Origin of the sequence: Pseudarthrobacter sp. 902506025 (assembly GCF_040702325.1) — a bacterium.
Lineage (GTDB): Bacteria > Actinomycetota > Actinomycetes > Actinomycetales > Micrococcaceae > Arthrobacter.
The window spans coordinates 132,357-148,111 of the sequence record NZ_JBFBKW010000010.1; the positions used below are offsets into that span (position 1 = coordinate 132,357).

Here is a 15,755-nt window from a genome sequence, read left to right on the forward strand (position 1 = left end):
AACGGAAGGAGAAAAGGAGTCAGGAAGTTCGCACGGGCGCGTGGGCTGCGAGGAGACGGAGCACGCGGTCGTTGGAGGCGGGGTCGGCCACGGTGATCCGCACGCCGTCGCCCTGGTACGCGCGGACCAGAATCCCGGCGGCGTCGAACGCATCCACGAGCAAGGCCAGAAGCGGGGCGTCGGTGCGGATCCACAGGAAGTTGCCCTGGCTCGGCTGCAGCCTCCAGCCTTGCGCCTCCAGTTCCGCTGCCATCCGGGCGCGCTCCTGCTTCACTAGGGAAACCCGCGCTGCCATCTCCTCCCCCGCGTCCAGCGACGCGATGGCCGCCTTTTGCGCCAGCGCGCTTACGGCGAACGGCAGGGCGGTGCGCCGCAAACCGTCGGCGATTGCCGCCGTCGTAATGGCATACCCGACGCGCAGGCCGGCGAGCCCGTACGCCTTGGAGAAGGTGCGCAGGATGCAGACGTTCGGGTACCGGCGGTAGAGCGCCAGGGAGTCGGGGCCCCTGCCGGCGTCGGCGTACTCCACGTAGGCCTCGTCGATCACCACCAGGATGTCGGAGCGGACGGACTGCAGGAAGGCGTCGAGCCGGCCGTGGCTGATCGGCACGCCGGTGGGGTTGTTGGGGGTGCAGAGCAGGATCACCCTGGTGCGCTCGGTGACGGCGGCGGCCATGGCGTCCAGGTCGTGGCCCTCGGCGTCGTCCAGCGGGACGCGGACCGGCCGGGCGCCTGCCAGCTCCACCAGGATGGGGTACGCCTCGAAGGAGCGCCACGCGAACACCACCTCATCCCCGGCGTCGCACAGTCCGGTGATGATCTGCTGCAGGACGCCCACGCTGCCAGGACCCACCGCCACCTCCTCCGCGGTGACGCCCAGGTGCCGGGCGATCCGTTCGCGGAGTTCGACGGCGGCCATGTCCGGGTAGCGGTTCATCCTGCCGGCTGCTTCGGCCACCGCAGCGGTGGCTGCGGGCAGCGGCTCGTAGTGGCTTTCGTTGCTGGCGAGGGCGGCGATGTTCGCGCCGAGGCTGCGCCGGCCCGGGACGTAGGACGGGAGGCCGGTCACCGCAGCGCGCAGGGTGGGCAGCGCGGTCTCGGGTTCGGCCAGGAGTTGTTCAGGGCTCATGAGGACCGATCATGGAAGTGACCCGGACCACAATGCAAGATACGCTTTTGTGCTTGGGACTTCTGCTCAACTTCTAGTACCTCTGGTGAAAATATGACCATCACTGCCTCCCGTACCCTCGATTCACTCGACGGCAGGATCATCCTTGCCCTGGACAAGGACCCCGAAGCCAGCGCCCTGGCACTCTCCCGGACACTCGGCGTCGCCCGCAACACCGTCCACGCCCGGCTGGCGCGGCTGGAGCGCAGCGGCGCGCTCCGCTCCTTCAGCCGCAGGCTGGATCCAGCCGCGCTCGGCTACGAACTGATGGCCTTCCTCTCCCTGTCGATCAGCCAGACCCGGACCGGATCGGTGGAGGACGGGCTCGCCGCGATCCCGGAGGTCATCGAGGTGCACGCCACCACCGGCGACGCGGACCTCATGGCCAAGGTGGTGGCGCGTGGCACCGCCGACCTCTATCGGATCACCAACCAGATCCTGGAGATCGAAGGAATCGAGCGGACCAGCACGGCCATCTCCATCCTGGAACTGATGCCGCCCCGCTACGACGGGCTGATCAGCCGGCTGTCGAAGGAGGAGTCCCGCGGAGTGGACCAGATCTCGGGTGCCGGGCGCCAAGAGCCATAGGGACAGGCCTGTCACAATGAACGGGAACGTTGCGGCTTAGGCGAATTGGCTGGGGAAACATGACTTTGTCTGACACTGAAGTTGGAAGCCTGTGGCTAGAGAACTTCGCGCGCGAAGATCGCCAACTCGCGCGGAAACTGCTCGACGCCTTCGCACTTGACAGCTGGACGTCCGCACGTGCGCGGCTTCTTGATCTCCTCAGGACCGAGATAAGTACCGCTCAAAAAACTGGCACTGTCTGGGTCATTCCTGCGATGGATACTGGCGATATCCGCAGCGCAAACCATCTGCATCAAAACGAGCCTTTGGTGCCGTTCGAAAACTTTGAGCCAGGCATGGATATCCCATCGATGCCTGGTAGCGAAGGCCTTATTGGCCATCTGCTAAGAGATGTCCAGGGTAAGGGCGTGCTTTCGTCCGCGACACCAATTTCAGTCCTTCGCAACAAGAAGCTACGCACAATTATCTTGGTCACTGACACAATTGAGACAGGCGCGCAGGTGGCGAAGTACGTACGCGCCTTACTGCGAAACCCCACCCTAAAGAGCTGGCGATCGTTCCACTGGATTGAACTAAAGATCGTCGCATACGCCGTATCCAGAGAAGGTGAAAAGGCACTTTCTCATTTGGGGAATGTGGACTCCCTTCGGTTCATTCGACGTGCGCCAACCATACGGAGTTTGCCTTGGCCCACCGACGCCATTGCAGATGCAATCTCACTTTGTCGTCGTTACGGACGAGGGTCCGCGGTCCTTGGTTATGGAGACCAGGCCAGCCTCTTCGGGTTTCAGGATCGAGTTCCAAATACGGTTCCCCGGATCTTCCGACAAACGGGCGCCGATTGGGCGCCTCTATTCGAAGGAAGGGGTGGGCGACTGGTCCCAACTGGAGTCATCGGTGAACTTCTCGATTCATCGGAGGCACCAGTTGCGCACGATGATGTGGTGGCGGCCGTTCGCCAAGAGCGCCTGTCGATCAGCATCCACAAACAACAACGGGAAAGCAACCGCGATATCCTCGCTGCACTGGCGCTTTTGAGGGCTTCACCCGAGCGTGCCTCTCTCTTGGGGCTTGCGTTGGATCTTACCCAAGCTGAGGTTTCGGCACTTCTGGACTATCTGGTTTCCCAAGGTTGGACCTCCGACAGTCACAGCCTGACTCAGTCCGGAATAGCGGAATTGGCCGCCGGCAAGCGCAAACTTCGGCGTGTCGAGCGCAGGCCGTCTCCGGTGAACCCCCAACCCTACTATCCTGAATCATTGAGGTGAGGAGATGGTAGAAGGTGGCCTAGCAATGAAGTTGCGGCGTCGTCGTGACTCGTTGAGCCATGTTGCTCAAGTGGTTTGTTTTCGAACCTCAGTGCGCCGGATAGCCGGCGCATTCGGACTAGCTCACGCAACGCGTGTAAGCACGGACAGGCCGCCCTGCGTGCGCCTTCGGGCTCTTCCTGCCCGTGGATCCCTCCGGGATCTCCCATCAGAGTAGGCCCAAATTTGCCATCTCCTCATCGCTATATAGCTGAAGGTCTCGCACTTGGCCGCGACGCCGCCTTGCTTCGTCGGGCAGCAGCCTACCAACGGGCAATCGCGTCAAACAACGCGTTCCCGCTTCTCACTTTGCGTCACCTAGCTCGGGAAACCGGCACCGAGTGGGGGTATCTCAGATCCATTGTCGAACGGCGCTCGAACGAGTACTCCTCGATTCGGCGGCGAAAGCGGGACGGCTCTTTCAGGGAAATTTCGGCACCCAACCCGAACCTCATGCATGTTCAGCGCTGGATGCTGTCGAACGTTCTGACCGGTCTACAGTTCCACGATGCGGCTTTCGCGTATCGCCGTGGCCGATCCATAAAGCACTGCGCTGAAGTACACCTGGGCGCGAGCTGGTTACTGAAGATGGACCTTCACAACTTTTTCGGGAGCATTGAAGAGTCCCGGGTTTACGGCGTGCTTAGACGTCTCGGGTACCCCGCGCTGCTCGCACTCGAGATGGCAAGGCTCTGTACAAAGCCCATAGCACCTGCCGGCGTAACCAAGCCTTGGCTTTCTGGTCGAGGCCTGGAGGCTTACGCTGCGCCTTACCGAGGCGTGCTTCCACAAGGTGCCCCAACCAGCGGTGCCTTGGCAAACACTATTGCATTTCGTCTTGACACAGCGCTGGCCTCTATTGCGGACGAGGGTGGGCTGACGTACACCAGATACTCAGATGACCTTACATTCTCCTCCTACGAGGGCCTGTCCCGCACCGCAGTCTCGAAACTCATACCTCAGATCGAGCGTGCAATCTCGCTTTCCGGGTTCGATGTCCACAAGGGGAAGACGCGCATTGTTACTCCTGGCGCCCGCCAGATTGTCCTTGGGCTCATGTTGACCCCAGAGACGGTAAGACTGTTGCCCGAATTCCGACATCAGTTAGACAACCACATTCGCTGCGTGGAGCGTTACGGTCCTGCCGCACACGCGAAGACCCGGCGCTTCGATTCAGCCCTGTCGATGATCAACTACGTCGATGGTTGCTTGGCATTCGCTGTTGACATAGAACCCGATTGGACAGCACGGCGAATGCTTCGGTGGCGGGCAGCGCTCGGTCAACACGGACATCCTGTCGCTCAGGACACATGAAGCCGAGTCCCTCCAGCTAAGGTGCACGCCACCACGGGCGAGGCGGACCTCATGGCCAAGGTAGTGGCCCGCGGCACCGCCGACCTCTACCCCATCACCAACCAGATCCTGGAGATCGACGGCATCCAGCGGACCAGCACCGCCATCTCCGTCATGGAACTCATGCCGCCGCGATACGCCGGCCTCATCAGCCGGCTGTCGGAGCAGGAGGGCCGCCCCTCTGCCTAACCATCCGGAAGTGATAGAGCGACTCAACCGAACGGGCCTGCAAGGCGTGACTTTGAAGGAGGCCAGGGTCCTCATCTTTACGGCCGGGGCTTCCGGCCATTTAGCGGTAACAACCCGCCGACGAATATCGCCGTAAGTAACATTTGCGCCAACCGCTATCGGACCAGAGATCAACTCGTTTCAAGGCGTCGCCGGAGGTACTCCGGCTGTGGCGGGTTGCACGATGGCATCATCAAAGTGCGGCCATCAAAGGGCTTCAACGCGTCCCGCAGCGCCTCGTCATCACCCACCTTCATCCAGTCGATGCGAACAACGTAATCTGTGCCGATCAGTAGAAAGCCCGCATCGAAGGCGCGATCTACTAGGGTCGACAAGCAGATTCCGTTGCTCGGGTCGAGCCTGATTTCTGGCCCCTCACTCCACGGCACGATGTGCGATGCGACCAGGAACTCACGCGCCGAAATGCCTGTGACAGCGCAGTGCCCGTTGTAATTGCCCTTGACCGTCTCGGCGAATGCCCGTTGAGCACTGCCGCGAGTCTTCGCCTTGATGGTCTGGTCAGGCACGGCATAATCGTCTCGAGCTATTTGCTTTTTAAAGCGTTCGACCTGGTCCGGCTCGAAGTCGGCCGTCTCGGCGACAGCGTCGTCGCCGACGATCATTCTTCCTTGCTCAACCGACTCGATGTACTCGAGCAGCTCAGCTGTGGCATGCTGTCGACCTTGCACATACCCGCCACGCAATCCATATCTCTCTAGCACCGCCCCCTTCAGCTGAGCGCGCTGCTCATCGCTGTAAACAGTCACCCGTTTGAGCCGCATCCACGTGCGGCCCTTGATACGCTCGAGCAACCTTTGCTCATCTACCCAGAATTCCCTGTCGTCAATTTTCGGTTCCGGAAGGCCGACGACCTTCACGTAGCACTTGACACCGATCGCCGAGATCGGTCTTGTGATGTAGAGGTAAACGACGTCGCCAGGAGCGATGTGCGCCGTAGGCGTCTCGCTCCAGTCCACTTCTTCGAGAGCTCGGAAGGCATCATCGCTCCTGTAGGTGGCGTAGTCAGAGGCAATGATCCAAACAGCCATTCTGCAGAGTAACGCTTCAGTGGTCGACTGTGGAAGGTCACTACACTTCTATGAAAACCTAGGCCGAGCCGTTCGTCCCGCAATTATGGACACCGCGCCGGCCAGCATCCGTGGCGGTTTCCCAGCGCCCCAACGAGCGTCATTCGGAAGCCGAGGTGTCTGTCGCCCTGGTGATGCGTGCCTCAGCTGGGCGTATTGTCAGTCATAGCGCTCTCTTGCTGACAAAAGTCCCAGCTGAAATTCTATGTCTTGCCGATCCTGAGGCCTGCGTCACAGGATTCCTGCATGACTTCACTTACCGTCTCCGGCCGTGTGGCACAGGTTCTCAGCAGCTACGTCAGTGACGTCTTCGGCGTCATGGGTAACGGCAACGTCTACTTCCTGGATGCCGCGGAGCAGCAGGGCCTGCGCTTCACCCCGGTCCGGCACGAGGGCGCCGCCGTCGCCGCGGCCGACGCCTACTATCGCGCCTCGGGACGGCTCGCCGCGGGCACCACCACCTACGGCCCCGGCTACACCAACGCACTCACCGCCCTGGCCGAGGCCGTTCAGGCGCAGATCCCCGTCGTGCTGGTCACCGGCGACGCCCCCACCAGCGGCGCCCGGCCGCAGGACGTGGACCAGGCCGCCATCGCCGCCGGCCTCGGGGCGGCCACCTTCACCGTCACCCGCGACGCCGCCGGCGCCGTCACCCGGCAGGCGGTGGAGTACGCACTCACCCGGGGCACCGCCGTAGTGCTGGCCATCCCCTACGACCTCGCCGCAGTCGAGGCCGGGGACGAGGACCTTCCGGAGCCGGTGGCTTTGGAGGTGACGGACGACGGCGACACGGACCATGCGCGGGTGGCGCGCCTTCTCGGCGGGGCACGGCGGCCGCTGATCCTGGCCGGCCGGGGTGCACACCTCGCCGGTGCCGGCCCGGAACTCCGCGAACTCGCCGACCGGCTCGGCGCACTGACCGCCGGAACCGCCCTGGCGCTCAACCTCCTCAATGGCGAGGGGTACCTGGGCGTGGCTGGCGGTTTCGGCACCGACACCGCGGCCGGCCTCATGGGCGAGGCGGACGTGGTCCTGGTGGCCGGGGCGAGCCTGAGCCCGTTCACCATGCGGTTCGGGCACCTGCTCGGCCCGGATGCCACGGTCATCCAGATCGATACCGCGGTGGAGCCGACGAATCCGCGCGTAGATGTGTTTGTTCAGGCGGATGTGAAGGATGCTGCTTCACGGCTTTTGTCTTTGCTGAATGGCGAGGCTGCTGCCGGGGCATGGCGCACGGAGGCTGTTCGGCGTCTGGCTGTTGGGCCCGGGCACCCTGCCGGATCGTCTGAGACTGTGGACGGGCGTCTTGACCCGCGCGCCCTCGCGTCCACGCTCGACGCCGTGCTGCCGGAGCGCCGCACGGTGGTGCAGGACGGCGGGCACTTCATCGGCTGGGCACCCATGTACTGGAACATTCCGCGGCCGCAGGACCTGGTGATGGTGGGGACCGCATTCCAGTCGATCGGGCTGGGATTGGCCAGCGCCGTCGGGGCAGCCCGCGCCGTGGAGGACGGACGGACCCTGGTGCTGGCGTCCGGCGACGGCGGCTTCCTGATGGGCCTGTCCGACCTCGAATCCCTGATCGGCGCCGCCCGCAGCGCGATCGTGGTGATCTACAACGACGCCGCCTACGGTGCCGAGATCCACCAGTACGGCTCGCAGGGCCTGACCGAGAAGCCGATGCTGATCCCGGAGGTGGACTTCAGCGGTGTTGCCCGCGCTTTGGGGGCTGAGTCTGCTGTTGTCCGGTCCCTGTCTGACCTGTCGGCGCTGCAGGACTGGATCGACGCCGGCGCCAAGGGAACCTTCGTAGCAGACTGCCGGATCACGTCTGCTGTCCGGGCGCCGTGGTTGAGCGAGTGGATGAACGCTACGAGGGCGGCGAAAGCTGAAGTGGCGGGGTGAGCCTGATAGTTCCTTAACGAGTTCTAGCCGCCGAAGTCTCAGCAGATAGCCCCAACGTAGCCAGCCTCCGGCCTACACTCAAGGCTATGGCCACTTATGAACCTGCCGAACTTGCCCGGGAACTCGGCTACACAGACGAACAGCGCCCGGGGAAGGTAGTCCGCGACTACCTCCGCGAGAAGTATTCCGACCACCGAAAGCACGAGCGATGGGTGCTTGATGAGATCCAGGCCGATGATCTCCGGGCTAACGTTCCACGAAAAGGTGACTAAGTCGCGATATTGGTCCTTTGAGCCAAGTGGCACGAAATGCCTGCACCAGAGTTGAGGACAGGAGCAACAACTTCAGTGACAAGCCCCCAGCCGCCCCTAGCGCTGTTGCCGGACATGCCCGACACAAGGCTGCTCGTAGAACTGACCAGCCACGCGAGCGACCTCTCGGAAGCCTCCCATACGTTGGCCAGTGCACTCGCGGCCGGTGAAAGTTCGGAACTATGGCTCCCGCTAACATCACACGCGGTAACGGCTTACATCCGACCCTTTATCCATTCGAATGTCCGCACGCGCCTCGATGAGATGCCCGAAGTACCAGCCGTGCCACCTTCAATGAAGTGGCTGCACCAGGCTATTCGGCAGTACCGCAACACGACTATCGCACATTCGCAATCAAACTTGGCCCTCCCCCTCCCGATTGTCCTGCTGGACGATGCCGGGCAGGCAACTAAGGTTGCTCCCATCTCCCTCATCAATCAGATGCCTCTGGCAATCGCCGAACGCTTTGCTGCACTGATTCTCGCCATGGAAGACGCGGTAGATCAGGCAACCCAGCCAGTTCTGGACCGGCTGCATGTATGGCTACGAGACAAAACAGCAGGAGAAGTCATGAATTGGGACCCGCCAGAAGTCGTCCACGCGACCGCTTTGGAATTCAATGCCGGAGAACGACGAACCCCCTTCCCTCGTTTCAGTGCCTTTTGGCAGAAGCATTTACCCTGCGAAGAGCGGTTTGTCGGCGAACCGGCCTAGGATTCCGTCCATGAGGATTGCCGTTGCCGGGGGAACCGGTACAGTGGGCCGCCACGTCGTGGCCATCGCCAGGGAACGCGGGCATGAGGTGGTCAGCATCAGCCGCGCGGAGGGGGTGGACCTGGTCACCGGGCGCGGCCTCGACCAGGCACTGCAGGGCGTCGAAACCCTTATCGACGTCTCCGGCATCCAGGCCATGTCCACCAAGAAAGCCGTGGATTTCTTCACCAACGCCACCCAGAATTTGCTGGCGGCCGCGAAGAAAGCCGGCGTGACACAGCATGTGGCGCTGTCCATTGTGGGCATCGACAAGGCCAATTCAGGACTGTACGCCGGGAAGCTGGTGCAGGAGGACGAAGTCCGGCACGGCGGGATCCCCTGGACCGTCCTCCGGTCCACCCAGTTCCACGAGTTCGTGCCGATGTCCATCAAAGCCGCGTCAGTGGGCCCGCTGGTATTCGTGCCCATGATGTCTACCCAGCCGGTGGCGGCCAAGGAGGTGGCGGCGGCCCTGGTGGATGCGGCCGAGGCCGGACCGAAAGGCCGCATCCCGGATCTCGGCGGCCCGCGGGCCGAACAGCTGAAAAGCCTGGTCGCGGCCTACCTGGCCAAAACTCAGCAGAAGAAACGGATCGTCCCACTGCCCCTGCCCGGCCCCATGGGCAAGGCCATGCGCCACGGCTCCCTGATCCCGGCGCCGGGATCAGTCGTCGGACGCCAAACGTTCCTGCAGTGGCTCGAACCCATCGATGCCGCCGCGAGCACTGATGAAACCCGCTCCTAATGCCTCGGGCACTCAACAAGCCTGCGACTAGGGGCTTTCTGCCGATGGCCGCGCGGCGACTTACGCCTCTGCTGGATGTCGGGCCAGCAAATTGCCGCCCCGCAATCTAACCCAGCATTACCAAACCCATGTACCAACTAGTTTCGACGCCTCAAGCAGGCGGCTTTAGATCTGAGGCCTACCGAGTATGCGAATTGTTTCCTGGAACTGCGCCATGGGCTTCGCAAAGAAACGCCCCCTCGTCGAAGCGCTGAAGCCCGATATCGCGATCTTGGCGGAGACCTCCCAAAGACACATCATGGAAACTGAAGCACCGTTCAAGGCGTGGGTCGGCTCAAACCCCCACAAGGGCCTCGGTGTCGTCGGCTTCACCAACCGTTCGTACATGCTTCACGAGGCGGACGCGCACCTACCTTGGCATATTCCGTTCTCAGTGGACGGTCTGAACATCATCGGGCTGTGGGCCCATGTCCGGGATAAAGAGCTCAAGTATGTCCGGGTAACACACGAAGTCGTCAGCAGGCACGCCGAATTCTTGACGTCTGCACCCTCACTTATTATCGGCGATTTCAACAGCAACACTGTTTGGGACCGCGAGCATCCAGGCAGGAACCATTCGATGCTGGTAGAACGACTCCACGGCCTCGGTATGCAGAGCGTCTATCACCGGGCCAACAGTGACGCCCACGGCGCGGAAACAACAAAGACGTATTTCCACACGAAGAAGCTGCACTTCGGCCATCACATCGACTATGCGTTCCTAAGCGAAGCCTGCTCGGCATCGCTGACTATCGGCAGCCACGAAGACTGGCTAACTCACAGCGACCACATGCCGCTAGTCCTCGACATCACGCCGACGTAGCAGCCCGAGTGCAGGCAACATGACGCACTCAGGCTATTGGACCGCCGTCGTACGTCTACGACGGCGGTCCAATAGCCAGGAGGGAACCCCTGCTTTCCCGTCCCGATTGGACCGAGCCCAGCGGCATGCTCTCGGCCTACCTGTCCTCCAACTCCCAGTCCTTGACGTCCGCCAGCGGAGCGAAGACGGCAGGATCGAGCTCCCCGAATTCCAGGTTGTTGCGGACAAGGTGCGGCCAGTTCCGGTTGGCCAGGGCTCCCTTGCCCAGGGCGACAACGTCCGCTGAGCCGTCCGCCAGCATCGAAGCGGCCGTATCCGGATCGTCGAGCTTGCCGTTGGCGATCACCGGCACCCCGGAGTATCGCTTGGCCAGCGCAGCCAGGGTCTCCTCCGCATCCGCGAACGCCGGCTCGGCGGCGCGGTATTCGGTGGTGTGGACAAAATCGATTCCCGTGGCGCCCAGGGTGCCGAAAATGACCTCCGCTTCCGCCACTCCCCCGCTCCACTTGTGCTCAGTGTCGCTGACCTTGGACTGGGAGATGCGGATCCCCACCGTCATATCCGGACCAACGGCCTCGCGGACGTCGTGGCAGATTTCAGCGGCAAGCCGCACCCTGTTTTCCGCTGACCCGCCGTAGCGGTCGTCGCGCTGGTTCAGGTAGTCCGTGAGGAACTGGTCCAGAAGGTAACCGTTGGCACCATGGATCTCCACGCCGTCGAACCCGGCCTGCTGCGCCCGCAGCGCTGCCGTGACGAACCCGTCCCGGATCTCTTTCACTTGGGACAACGTGATCGCGGAAGGAACAGGATATGGGCCTTCGCCGCGGTAGAACCCCAGCTGCTCCCCCTTGGGTGCCACCGCCGATGGCCCCACCGAGGAAGTCACATACCGGTTCCCCTGGCTCTGCGCCCCCGCGTGCATCAGCTGCGCGAAGATCCTCGAGCCCGCCTGGTGCACGCCGTCCACCACGTTCGCCCAGGACCTGGCCTGCCCCTCCGTCGCGATACCCGGCTGGAAGTGGTAGCCCTGGCTGTGGGCGGTGTCCGGGTAGATGCCTTCCGTGATCAGCAGCCCAAAGCCGCCGCGCGCAAAGTTCCGATAGTAGGACGCCATCCTCTCCGTGGCATGCCCGTCCTCGGTGGCGCTGATCCGCGTCATAGGAGCCAGCGCCACCCTGTTATCCAGCTCGGTGGCACCGATCCGGATGGGTGACCAGAGCGGGGAATAATCAGTCATTCAAAATCTCCTTGTGTTCGGGGTCCGGCAGCAGCCCGGCCGCCCGGGCAGGCAGGCCCGCGTTGGCCGGATCCGCCGCGTACGCCTGGCGGCGCCTTCGCAACCGGTCCAGAACCGACGCGTCCGTGAAGCACCCGAGCACGGCGGACCACAGTTCTTCGACGGTCTGGCATTGCCTGGAGGCGCCGGCCGCGCCGGTCATCAGCCAACCGTCCTTAAGCGCGGTCACTTTCGGGGCGCCCGGGAGGCCGGTGCAGACGGCGTTGACCGTGGCTGCCACGATCAGGTGTTGCCGCATGGTCCGCACCGGCCCCAGGGCAGGGTCCGCCGCGGTGGTCCTTCCGCAGGCACCGCACATGTTGTTCCCTTTCCTTACGGCATCACGTCGCCGGAGTTAGGCCCCAGCGTCTGCCCGACGAACAGGTTTCCACCGGGGTCGCTGGCCAGCAGCACGGCGGCGGGCGCCACTTCCTCCGGCGTCCCGAACCTTCCCAGCGGAAGCTCGGCGCGCTTCGCGGCCTTCCAACTCTCCGAAATGCCCTCCACCAGCGGCGTCTCGATGGGGCCCGGGGCGATGCAGTTGACCAGCACGTTGTCTGCGGCCGTTTCCAGGGCCAGGGCCTTGGACAGGCCCACGACGCCGGCTTTGGCGGCACTGTAATGCGTCAGCCCCACGCCGCCCTTGATGGCCAACTGGGAGGCGATGTTGATGATGCGGCCCCACTTACGCTGCCGCATCTCCCCCACCACCTCCCGGCAGCACAGGAACACACCGGTCAGGTCCACCGTGAGGGTCTCGTTCCACATGGCCAAGGACATGTCCTCCAGCGGGGACTCCGTCAGCAGGCCCGCACTGTTGACCAGGACGTCGATGCCGCCCAGCCTCTCCCGCGCCTCGGCGAAGGCCGCCCGCACACTGGCTTCATCAGCCACGTCCACGCGGATGGCACCGTCCCCGCCGGCGCGGTCCAGCACCGCCACCCGGTCCCCGTTGGCCAGGAAGGCCTCGGCAATGGCTTTGCCGATCCCGCTGGAACCGCCGGTGACCACCACCCCGCGGCCGCTCCCGGCCTGGGCGTTTCCGGACGCTTGGTCAGCAGTCGATGTGTTCATGGTGTCCTTTCGTTGTCAGGCGGGCTGTCGGGCGCCGTCAGGCGCGCATCTTCACGGTGAGGCCGCCGTCAACCACCAGCGCCTGCCCCGTGATGTAGCGGGAGTCGTCGGAGGTGAGGAACCCGATCACGCTGGCCACCTCCTCCGGCTTGCCCACCCGGCCCCAGGGGATGTCATTCCCGGCCCGCTGCAGCCCCTCAGGGCCCAGGGAATTCACCGGGTCCAGGGACTGCGGCGTCTCAATGAGGCCCGGGATCACGGCGTTGGCCCGGATCTGCCGCGGGCCCAGTTCCACGGCCACGCTGCGGACCAGGCCCAGCACCCCTGCCTTGGCCGCGGCATAGTGGGCGTGTTCCTCCCACCCGTACACGCCGCCGGCGATGGACGAGACCGCAACCAGCGCGCCGCCGTCGGTCATTCTCTCCGCCCCGGCCCGCAGCGTGCGCAGCACGCCGGTGAGGTCCACGTTGAGCATGTCGTGCCAGCGCTCATCCGTCATCTCCCCCAGCGGCGAGTTGCGGAGGATGCCCGCGTTGGCGATGGCGTAGTCCAGCCGGCCGTACTCATCCACGGCCCGCTGCGCCAAGGCGTCCACGGACGCGGTGGTGCGGACGTCCACCTCGTGGATCACCGCCTCACCGTTGGCCTCCTTGACCAGCCGGAGGGTCTCCTCCGGATCGTGGGGATCGCCCGGGAAGGTGCCAATGACGGACACCACCCCCTGGCGGGCGTAATGGACGGCGAGGGCACGGCCGATGCCGCTGGCGGCACCGGTGATGATGGCAACTCTGTTAGACGACGTCATGGGGGTGGTCCTCCATCAGGGCTTCAGCAGGGGGCTTGGCGGCGATCATCAGGAGCCCGGAGACCAGGGTGCCCAAGGCACCGACCCAGAGGGCTGCGCTGCCGGTGCCGGCACCGGCGGCAATGGCGGTGAAGATGGCACCGCCGATGATGGTTCCGGGCTGGCTCATGGCACCGATGAACGCGGTTCCGGTAGCCCGGCAGCTCACCGGGTAGCACTCGGCCATGAAGTACTGGATGGCCGCGTACGGGCCCACCAGGAAGAACAGGCCGGCGCCGTAGGTCAGGATGATGGTGAACGGGTCGCTGGCCAGCGGGCTGAGCATGATGGCGAAGGAAATGCCGGAGAGGATCCAGCCGCCGATGATGGTCCGCTTCCGGCCGATCTTGTCACCCAGCCATCCGTGGAACACGTAGCCGAAGTAGGCCAGCAGGTTGATGACGATCAGCATCCAGAACGCATCGGAGAGTTCCACGCCCTTGGCGTTCTTGAGCACGGAGCTGCCCAGGACGCTGAAGATGGTGATGCCGAAGAAGTTCACAATCCAGGCGATGGAGAACACGATGGTGTTCCGGCGCAGGTGCGGCTCCCAGATGCGCTTGAGCGGCGCTGCCGAAGAGTGCTCGACGCCGTACGCGTGGGCCAGGGAGTGCGCGTCTTCGGTCTTTCCGTGCTTCTCGAGCTCGGTCAGCTTGTGGTGCAGTTCGAACTGGGGCGTTTCCTTGAGCTTCCGGGCGATGACCCAGACGATCACGGCGGCCGGGACGGTGGCCATCAGGTACAGGGCACGCCAACCAAGGGAGGGCAGGAAGGCCAGGGCCAGTGCGCTGGCCAGCAGGAAGCCGAGCGGCCAGCCACCCTGGATGAAGGAGTAGTGGAAGCCGGGCCGCTTGCGCTTGTCCGCGACTTCGGTGACCTGGTAGACCTCGTTCATGTAAGTGGCGTTCACGGCCTGCTCGGAGAATCCGAGGCCGCCGAAGGAACGGACCACCACCAGCATGGCGTTGCTGAAGAACGGGATCCCCGTGGGGATCAGGGCCGTGAGGCCGGAGACGACGGCGGTCCCACCAATGGTGGTCATCATGCCTTTGCGGCGGCCCAGGCGGTCAATGACGGGCCCGATGCCGAAGCAGACGATGGCGGTGCCGACGGCGATCCAGGTGTTGATGGCGTAGGCCTCGGGGGCAGACCAGCCGAATTCCTGCTGCATGGCAGGCAGCAGGGTGCCGAACAGGCCGTAGTCGAAGACGGCCACGGTCCAGGCCAGCAGGGCAAGGACGGTAGCGGTGGTGGTGTGGCGCTTGGAAAAGACCGGGAAGCGGCGCTTCTCGTCCGGGCGGGGCTGCGACAGGTCGACAACCGGTTCTTGGATGCTCATGACTTGTTGTCCTTACGGGGGCTGCGGGAAAGGAAAGAGTCGGCGATCTGGTCGAAGGTGCACCAGGTGACGCCCTCATGGGAGTTGATGTGTTCGATGAGGCGCTCGAGCATGAGGAGCACCTGCGGGCGGCCGGAGACGTCCGGGTGGATGGTCATGGTGAAGACGGCCTGGTCCATTTCGCGGTAGACCCAGTCGAACTGGTCCCGCCACATCTCTTCGATGTCGCGGGGGTTGACGAACCCGTGCGAGTTCGGGGATGCCTTGATGAACATCATCGGAGGCAGGTCATCGAGGTACCAGTTGGCAGGGATTTCCACCAGGTCCGTTTCCTGGCCGCGCTTCAACGGCTCCATCCAGGTCTGGGCGTCCTTGGTGTAATCGATCTTCTTCCAGGAGTCCCCTACGCGGACGTAGTACGGCTCGAAGTCGCGGTGCATCAGGGAGTGGTCGTACTTGATGCCGCGCTCAAGGAGGATCTCGTTGGTGACCGGCGAGAATTCCCACCACGGCGCAACGTAGCCGGTGGGCCGGCGGCCGGACACCTTTTCGATCAGTTCGATCGCGCGGTCCAGGATGGCGGTCTCCTGCTCCCGGGTCATGGCGATGGGGTTCTCGTGCGAATATCCGTGCACGCCGATCTCGTGCCCGGCATCCACGATCATCTGGGTCAGCTCGGGGAAGGTTTCGATCGAGTGCCCCGGCACGAACCAGGTTGCCGGGAGATTGTATTTCTGGAACAACCGGATCAGCCGGGGTCCGCCGACTTCACCGCTGAACAGGCCACGGCTGATGTCGCACGGGGAGTCCTCTCCTCCGTAGGAGCCGAGCATGCCTGCCACTGCGTCTACGTCCACGCCGAAGGCGACTTGAATGTCCTTAGCCATGAGATTTTCCTTTCAATTCGTTCAAAA

General features: G+C 63.7%; 16 protein-coding genes and 1 pseudogene. 9 read left to right on the top strand and 8 right to left on the bottom strand.

Features of this window, described 5'->3' with window-relative positions; translation table 11 throughout:
- Positions 1-19: 19 nt before the first annotated feature.
- Positions 20-1,129, bottom strand: coding sequence for a histidinol-phosphate transaminase (hisC, locus tag AB0280_RS17120; protein ID WP_366368002.1), 1,110 nt, complete (start codon positions 1,127-1,129; stop codon positions 20-22).
- Between the two features lie 93 nt (positions 1,130-1,222).
- On the opposite strand from hisC, the gene AB0280_RS17125 reads away from it, so the two are divergent.
- From AB0280_RS17125 to AB0280_RS17140, 4 genes and pseudogenes are all read left to right on the top strand, one after another.
- Entirely contained in the window at positions 1,223-1,756 is a 534-nt protein-coding gene (locus AB0280_RS17125; RefSeq protein ID WP_366368004.1) for an Lrp/AsnC family transcriptional regulator, read from the top strand.
- A gap of 59 nt (positions 1,757-1,815) precedes the next feature.
- Complete coding sequence (locus AB0280_RS17130; RefSeq protein ID WP_366368005.1) at positions 1,816-3,024, top strand: phosphoribosyltransferase-like protein; 1,209 nt, start codon at positions 1,816-1,818, stop codon at positions 3,022-3,024.
- A gap of 348 nt (positions 3,025-3,372) precedes the next feature.
- A complete protein-coding gene (locus tag AB0280_RS17135; RefSeq protein WP_366368089.1) occupies positions 3,373-4,377 on the top strand; it encodes a reverse transcriptase family protein in 1,005 nt (334 codons plus the stop codon).
- An 18-nt stretch (positions 4,378-4,395) separates the two neighbouring features.
- Positions 4,396-4,605 (top strand): annotated as a pseudogene (locus AB0280_RS17140) (Lrp/AsnC ligand binding domain-containing protein); the annotation flags it as partial.
- A gap of 170 nt (positions 4,606-4,775) precedes the next feature.
- On the opposite strand, the gene AB0280_RS17145 reads toward AB0280_RS17140, so the two are convergent.
- The gene (locus tag AB0280_RS17145) at positions 4,776-5,693 is read right to left on the bottom strand and encodes an HNH endonuclease (protein ID WP_366368006.1); all 918 of its coding nucleotides are present in this window, start codon (positions 5,691-5,693) and stop codon (positions 4,776-4,778) included.
- A 285-nt stretch (positions 5,694-5,978) separates the two neighbouring features.
- Between AB0280_RS17145 and AB0280_RS17150 the strand changes: the two genes are divergently transcribed.
- The 5 genes from AB0280_RS17150 (at position 5,979) to AB0280_RS17170 (ending at position 10,308) form a co-directional block, all read left to right on the top strand.
- Positions 5,979-7,637 (top strand): thiamine pyrophosphate-binding protein, encoded by a 1,659-nt coding sequence (locus tag AB0280_RS17150; RefSeq protein WP_366368008.1) that lies wholly within the window; start codon positions 5,979-5,981, stop codon positions 7,635-7,637.
- 86 nt (positions 7,638-7,723) lie between these two features.
- Entirely contained in the window at positions 7,724-7,909 is a 186-nt protein-coding gene (locus tag AB0280_RS17155; RefSeq protein ID WP_366368010.1) for a hypothetical protein, read from the top strand.
- A gap of 75 nt (positions 7,910-7,984) precedes the next feature.
- Positions 7,985-8,662 (top strand): hypothetical protein, encoded by a 678-nt coding sequence (locus AB0280_RS17160; protein WP_366368012.1) that lies wholly within the window; start codon positions 7,985-7,987, stop codon positions 8,660-8,662.
- Positions 8,663-8,672: 10 nt separating this feature from the next.
- Positions 8,673-9,446, top strand: coding sequence for an SDR family oxidoreductase (locus tag AB0280_RS17165; RefSeq protein ID WP_366368014.1), 774 nt, complete (start codon positions 8,673-8,675; stop codon positions 9,444-9,446).
- Positions 9,447-9,633: 187 nt separating this feature from the next.
- A complete protein-coding gene (locus tag AB0280_RS17170) occupies positions 9,634-10,308 on the top strand; it encodes an endonuclease/exonuclease/phosphatase family protein (RefSeq protein WP_366368016.1) in 675 nt (224 codons plus the stop codon).
- A gap of 136 nt (positions 10,309-10,444) precedes the next feature.
- On the opposite strand, the gene AB0280_RS17175 is transcribed toward AB0280_RS17170, so the two are convergent.
- From AB0280_RS17175 to AB0280_RS17200, 6 genes are read right to left on the bottom strand one after another with little or no spacing between them, the layout of a single operon-like run.
- Positions 10,445-11,545, bottom strand: a complete 1,101-nt coding sequence (locus AB0280_RS17175; protein ID WP_366368018.1) for an NADH:flavin oxidoreductase — start codon at positions 11,543-11,545, stop codon at positions 10,445-10,447.
- The gene (locus AB0280_RS17180) at positions 11,538-11,903 is read right to left on the bottom strand and encodes a hypothetical protein (RefSeq protein ID WP_366368019.1); all 366 of its coding nucleotides are present in this window, start codon (positions 11,901-11,903) and stop codon (positions 11,538-11,540) included. Before AB0280_RS17180 ends, AB0280_RS17175 begins: the two co-directional genes overlap by 8 nt.
- Positions 11,904-11,917: 14 nt before the next feature.
- A complete protein-coding gene (locus tag AB0280_RS17185) occupies positions 11,918-12,658 on the bottom strand; it encodes an SDR family NAD(P)-dependent oxidoreductase (protein ID WP_366368021.1) in 741 nt (246 codons plus the stop codon).
- 37 nt (positions 12,659-12,695) lie between these two features.
- Positions 12,696-13,463, bottom strand: coding sequence for an SDR family NAD(P)-dependent oxidoreductase (locus tag AB0280_RS17190; protein ID WP_366368022.1), 768 nt, complete (start codon positions 13,461-13,463; stop codon positions 12,696-12,698).
- A complete protein-coding gene (locus AB0280_RS17195) occupies positions 13,450-14,841 on the bottom strand; it encodes an MFS transporter (protein ID WP_366368023.1) in 1,392 nt (463 codons plus the stop codon). The genes AB0280_RS17190 and AB0280_RS17195 overlap by 14 nt, the downstream gene beginning before the upstream one ends.
- Entirely contained in the window at positions 14,838-15,728 is an 891-nt protein-coding gene (locus AB0280_RS17200) for a polysaccharide deacetylase family protein (RefSeq protein ID WP_255174695.1), read from the bottom strand. The genes AB0280_RS17195 and AB0280_RS17200 overlap by 4 nt, the downstream gene beginning before the upstream one ends.
- Positions 15,729-15,755 lie beyond the last annotated feature (27 nt).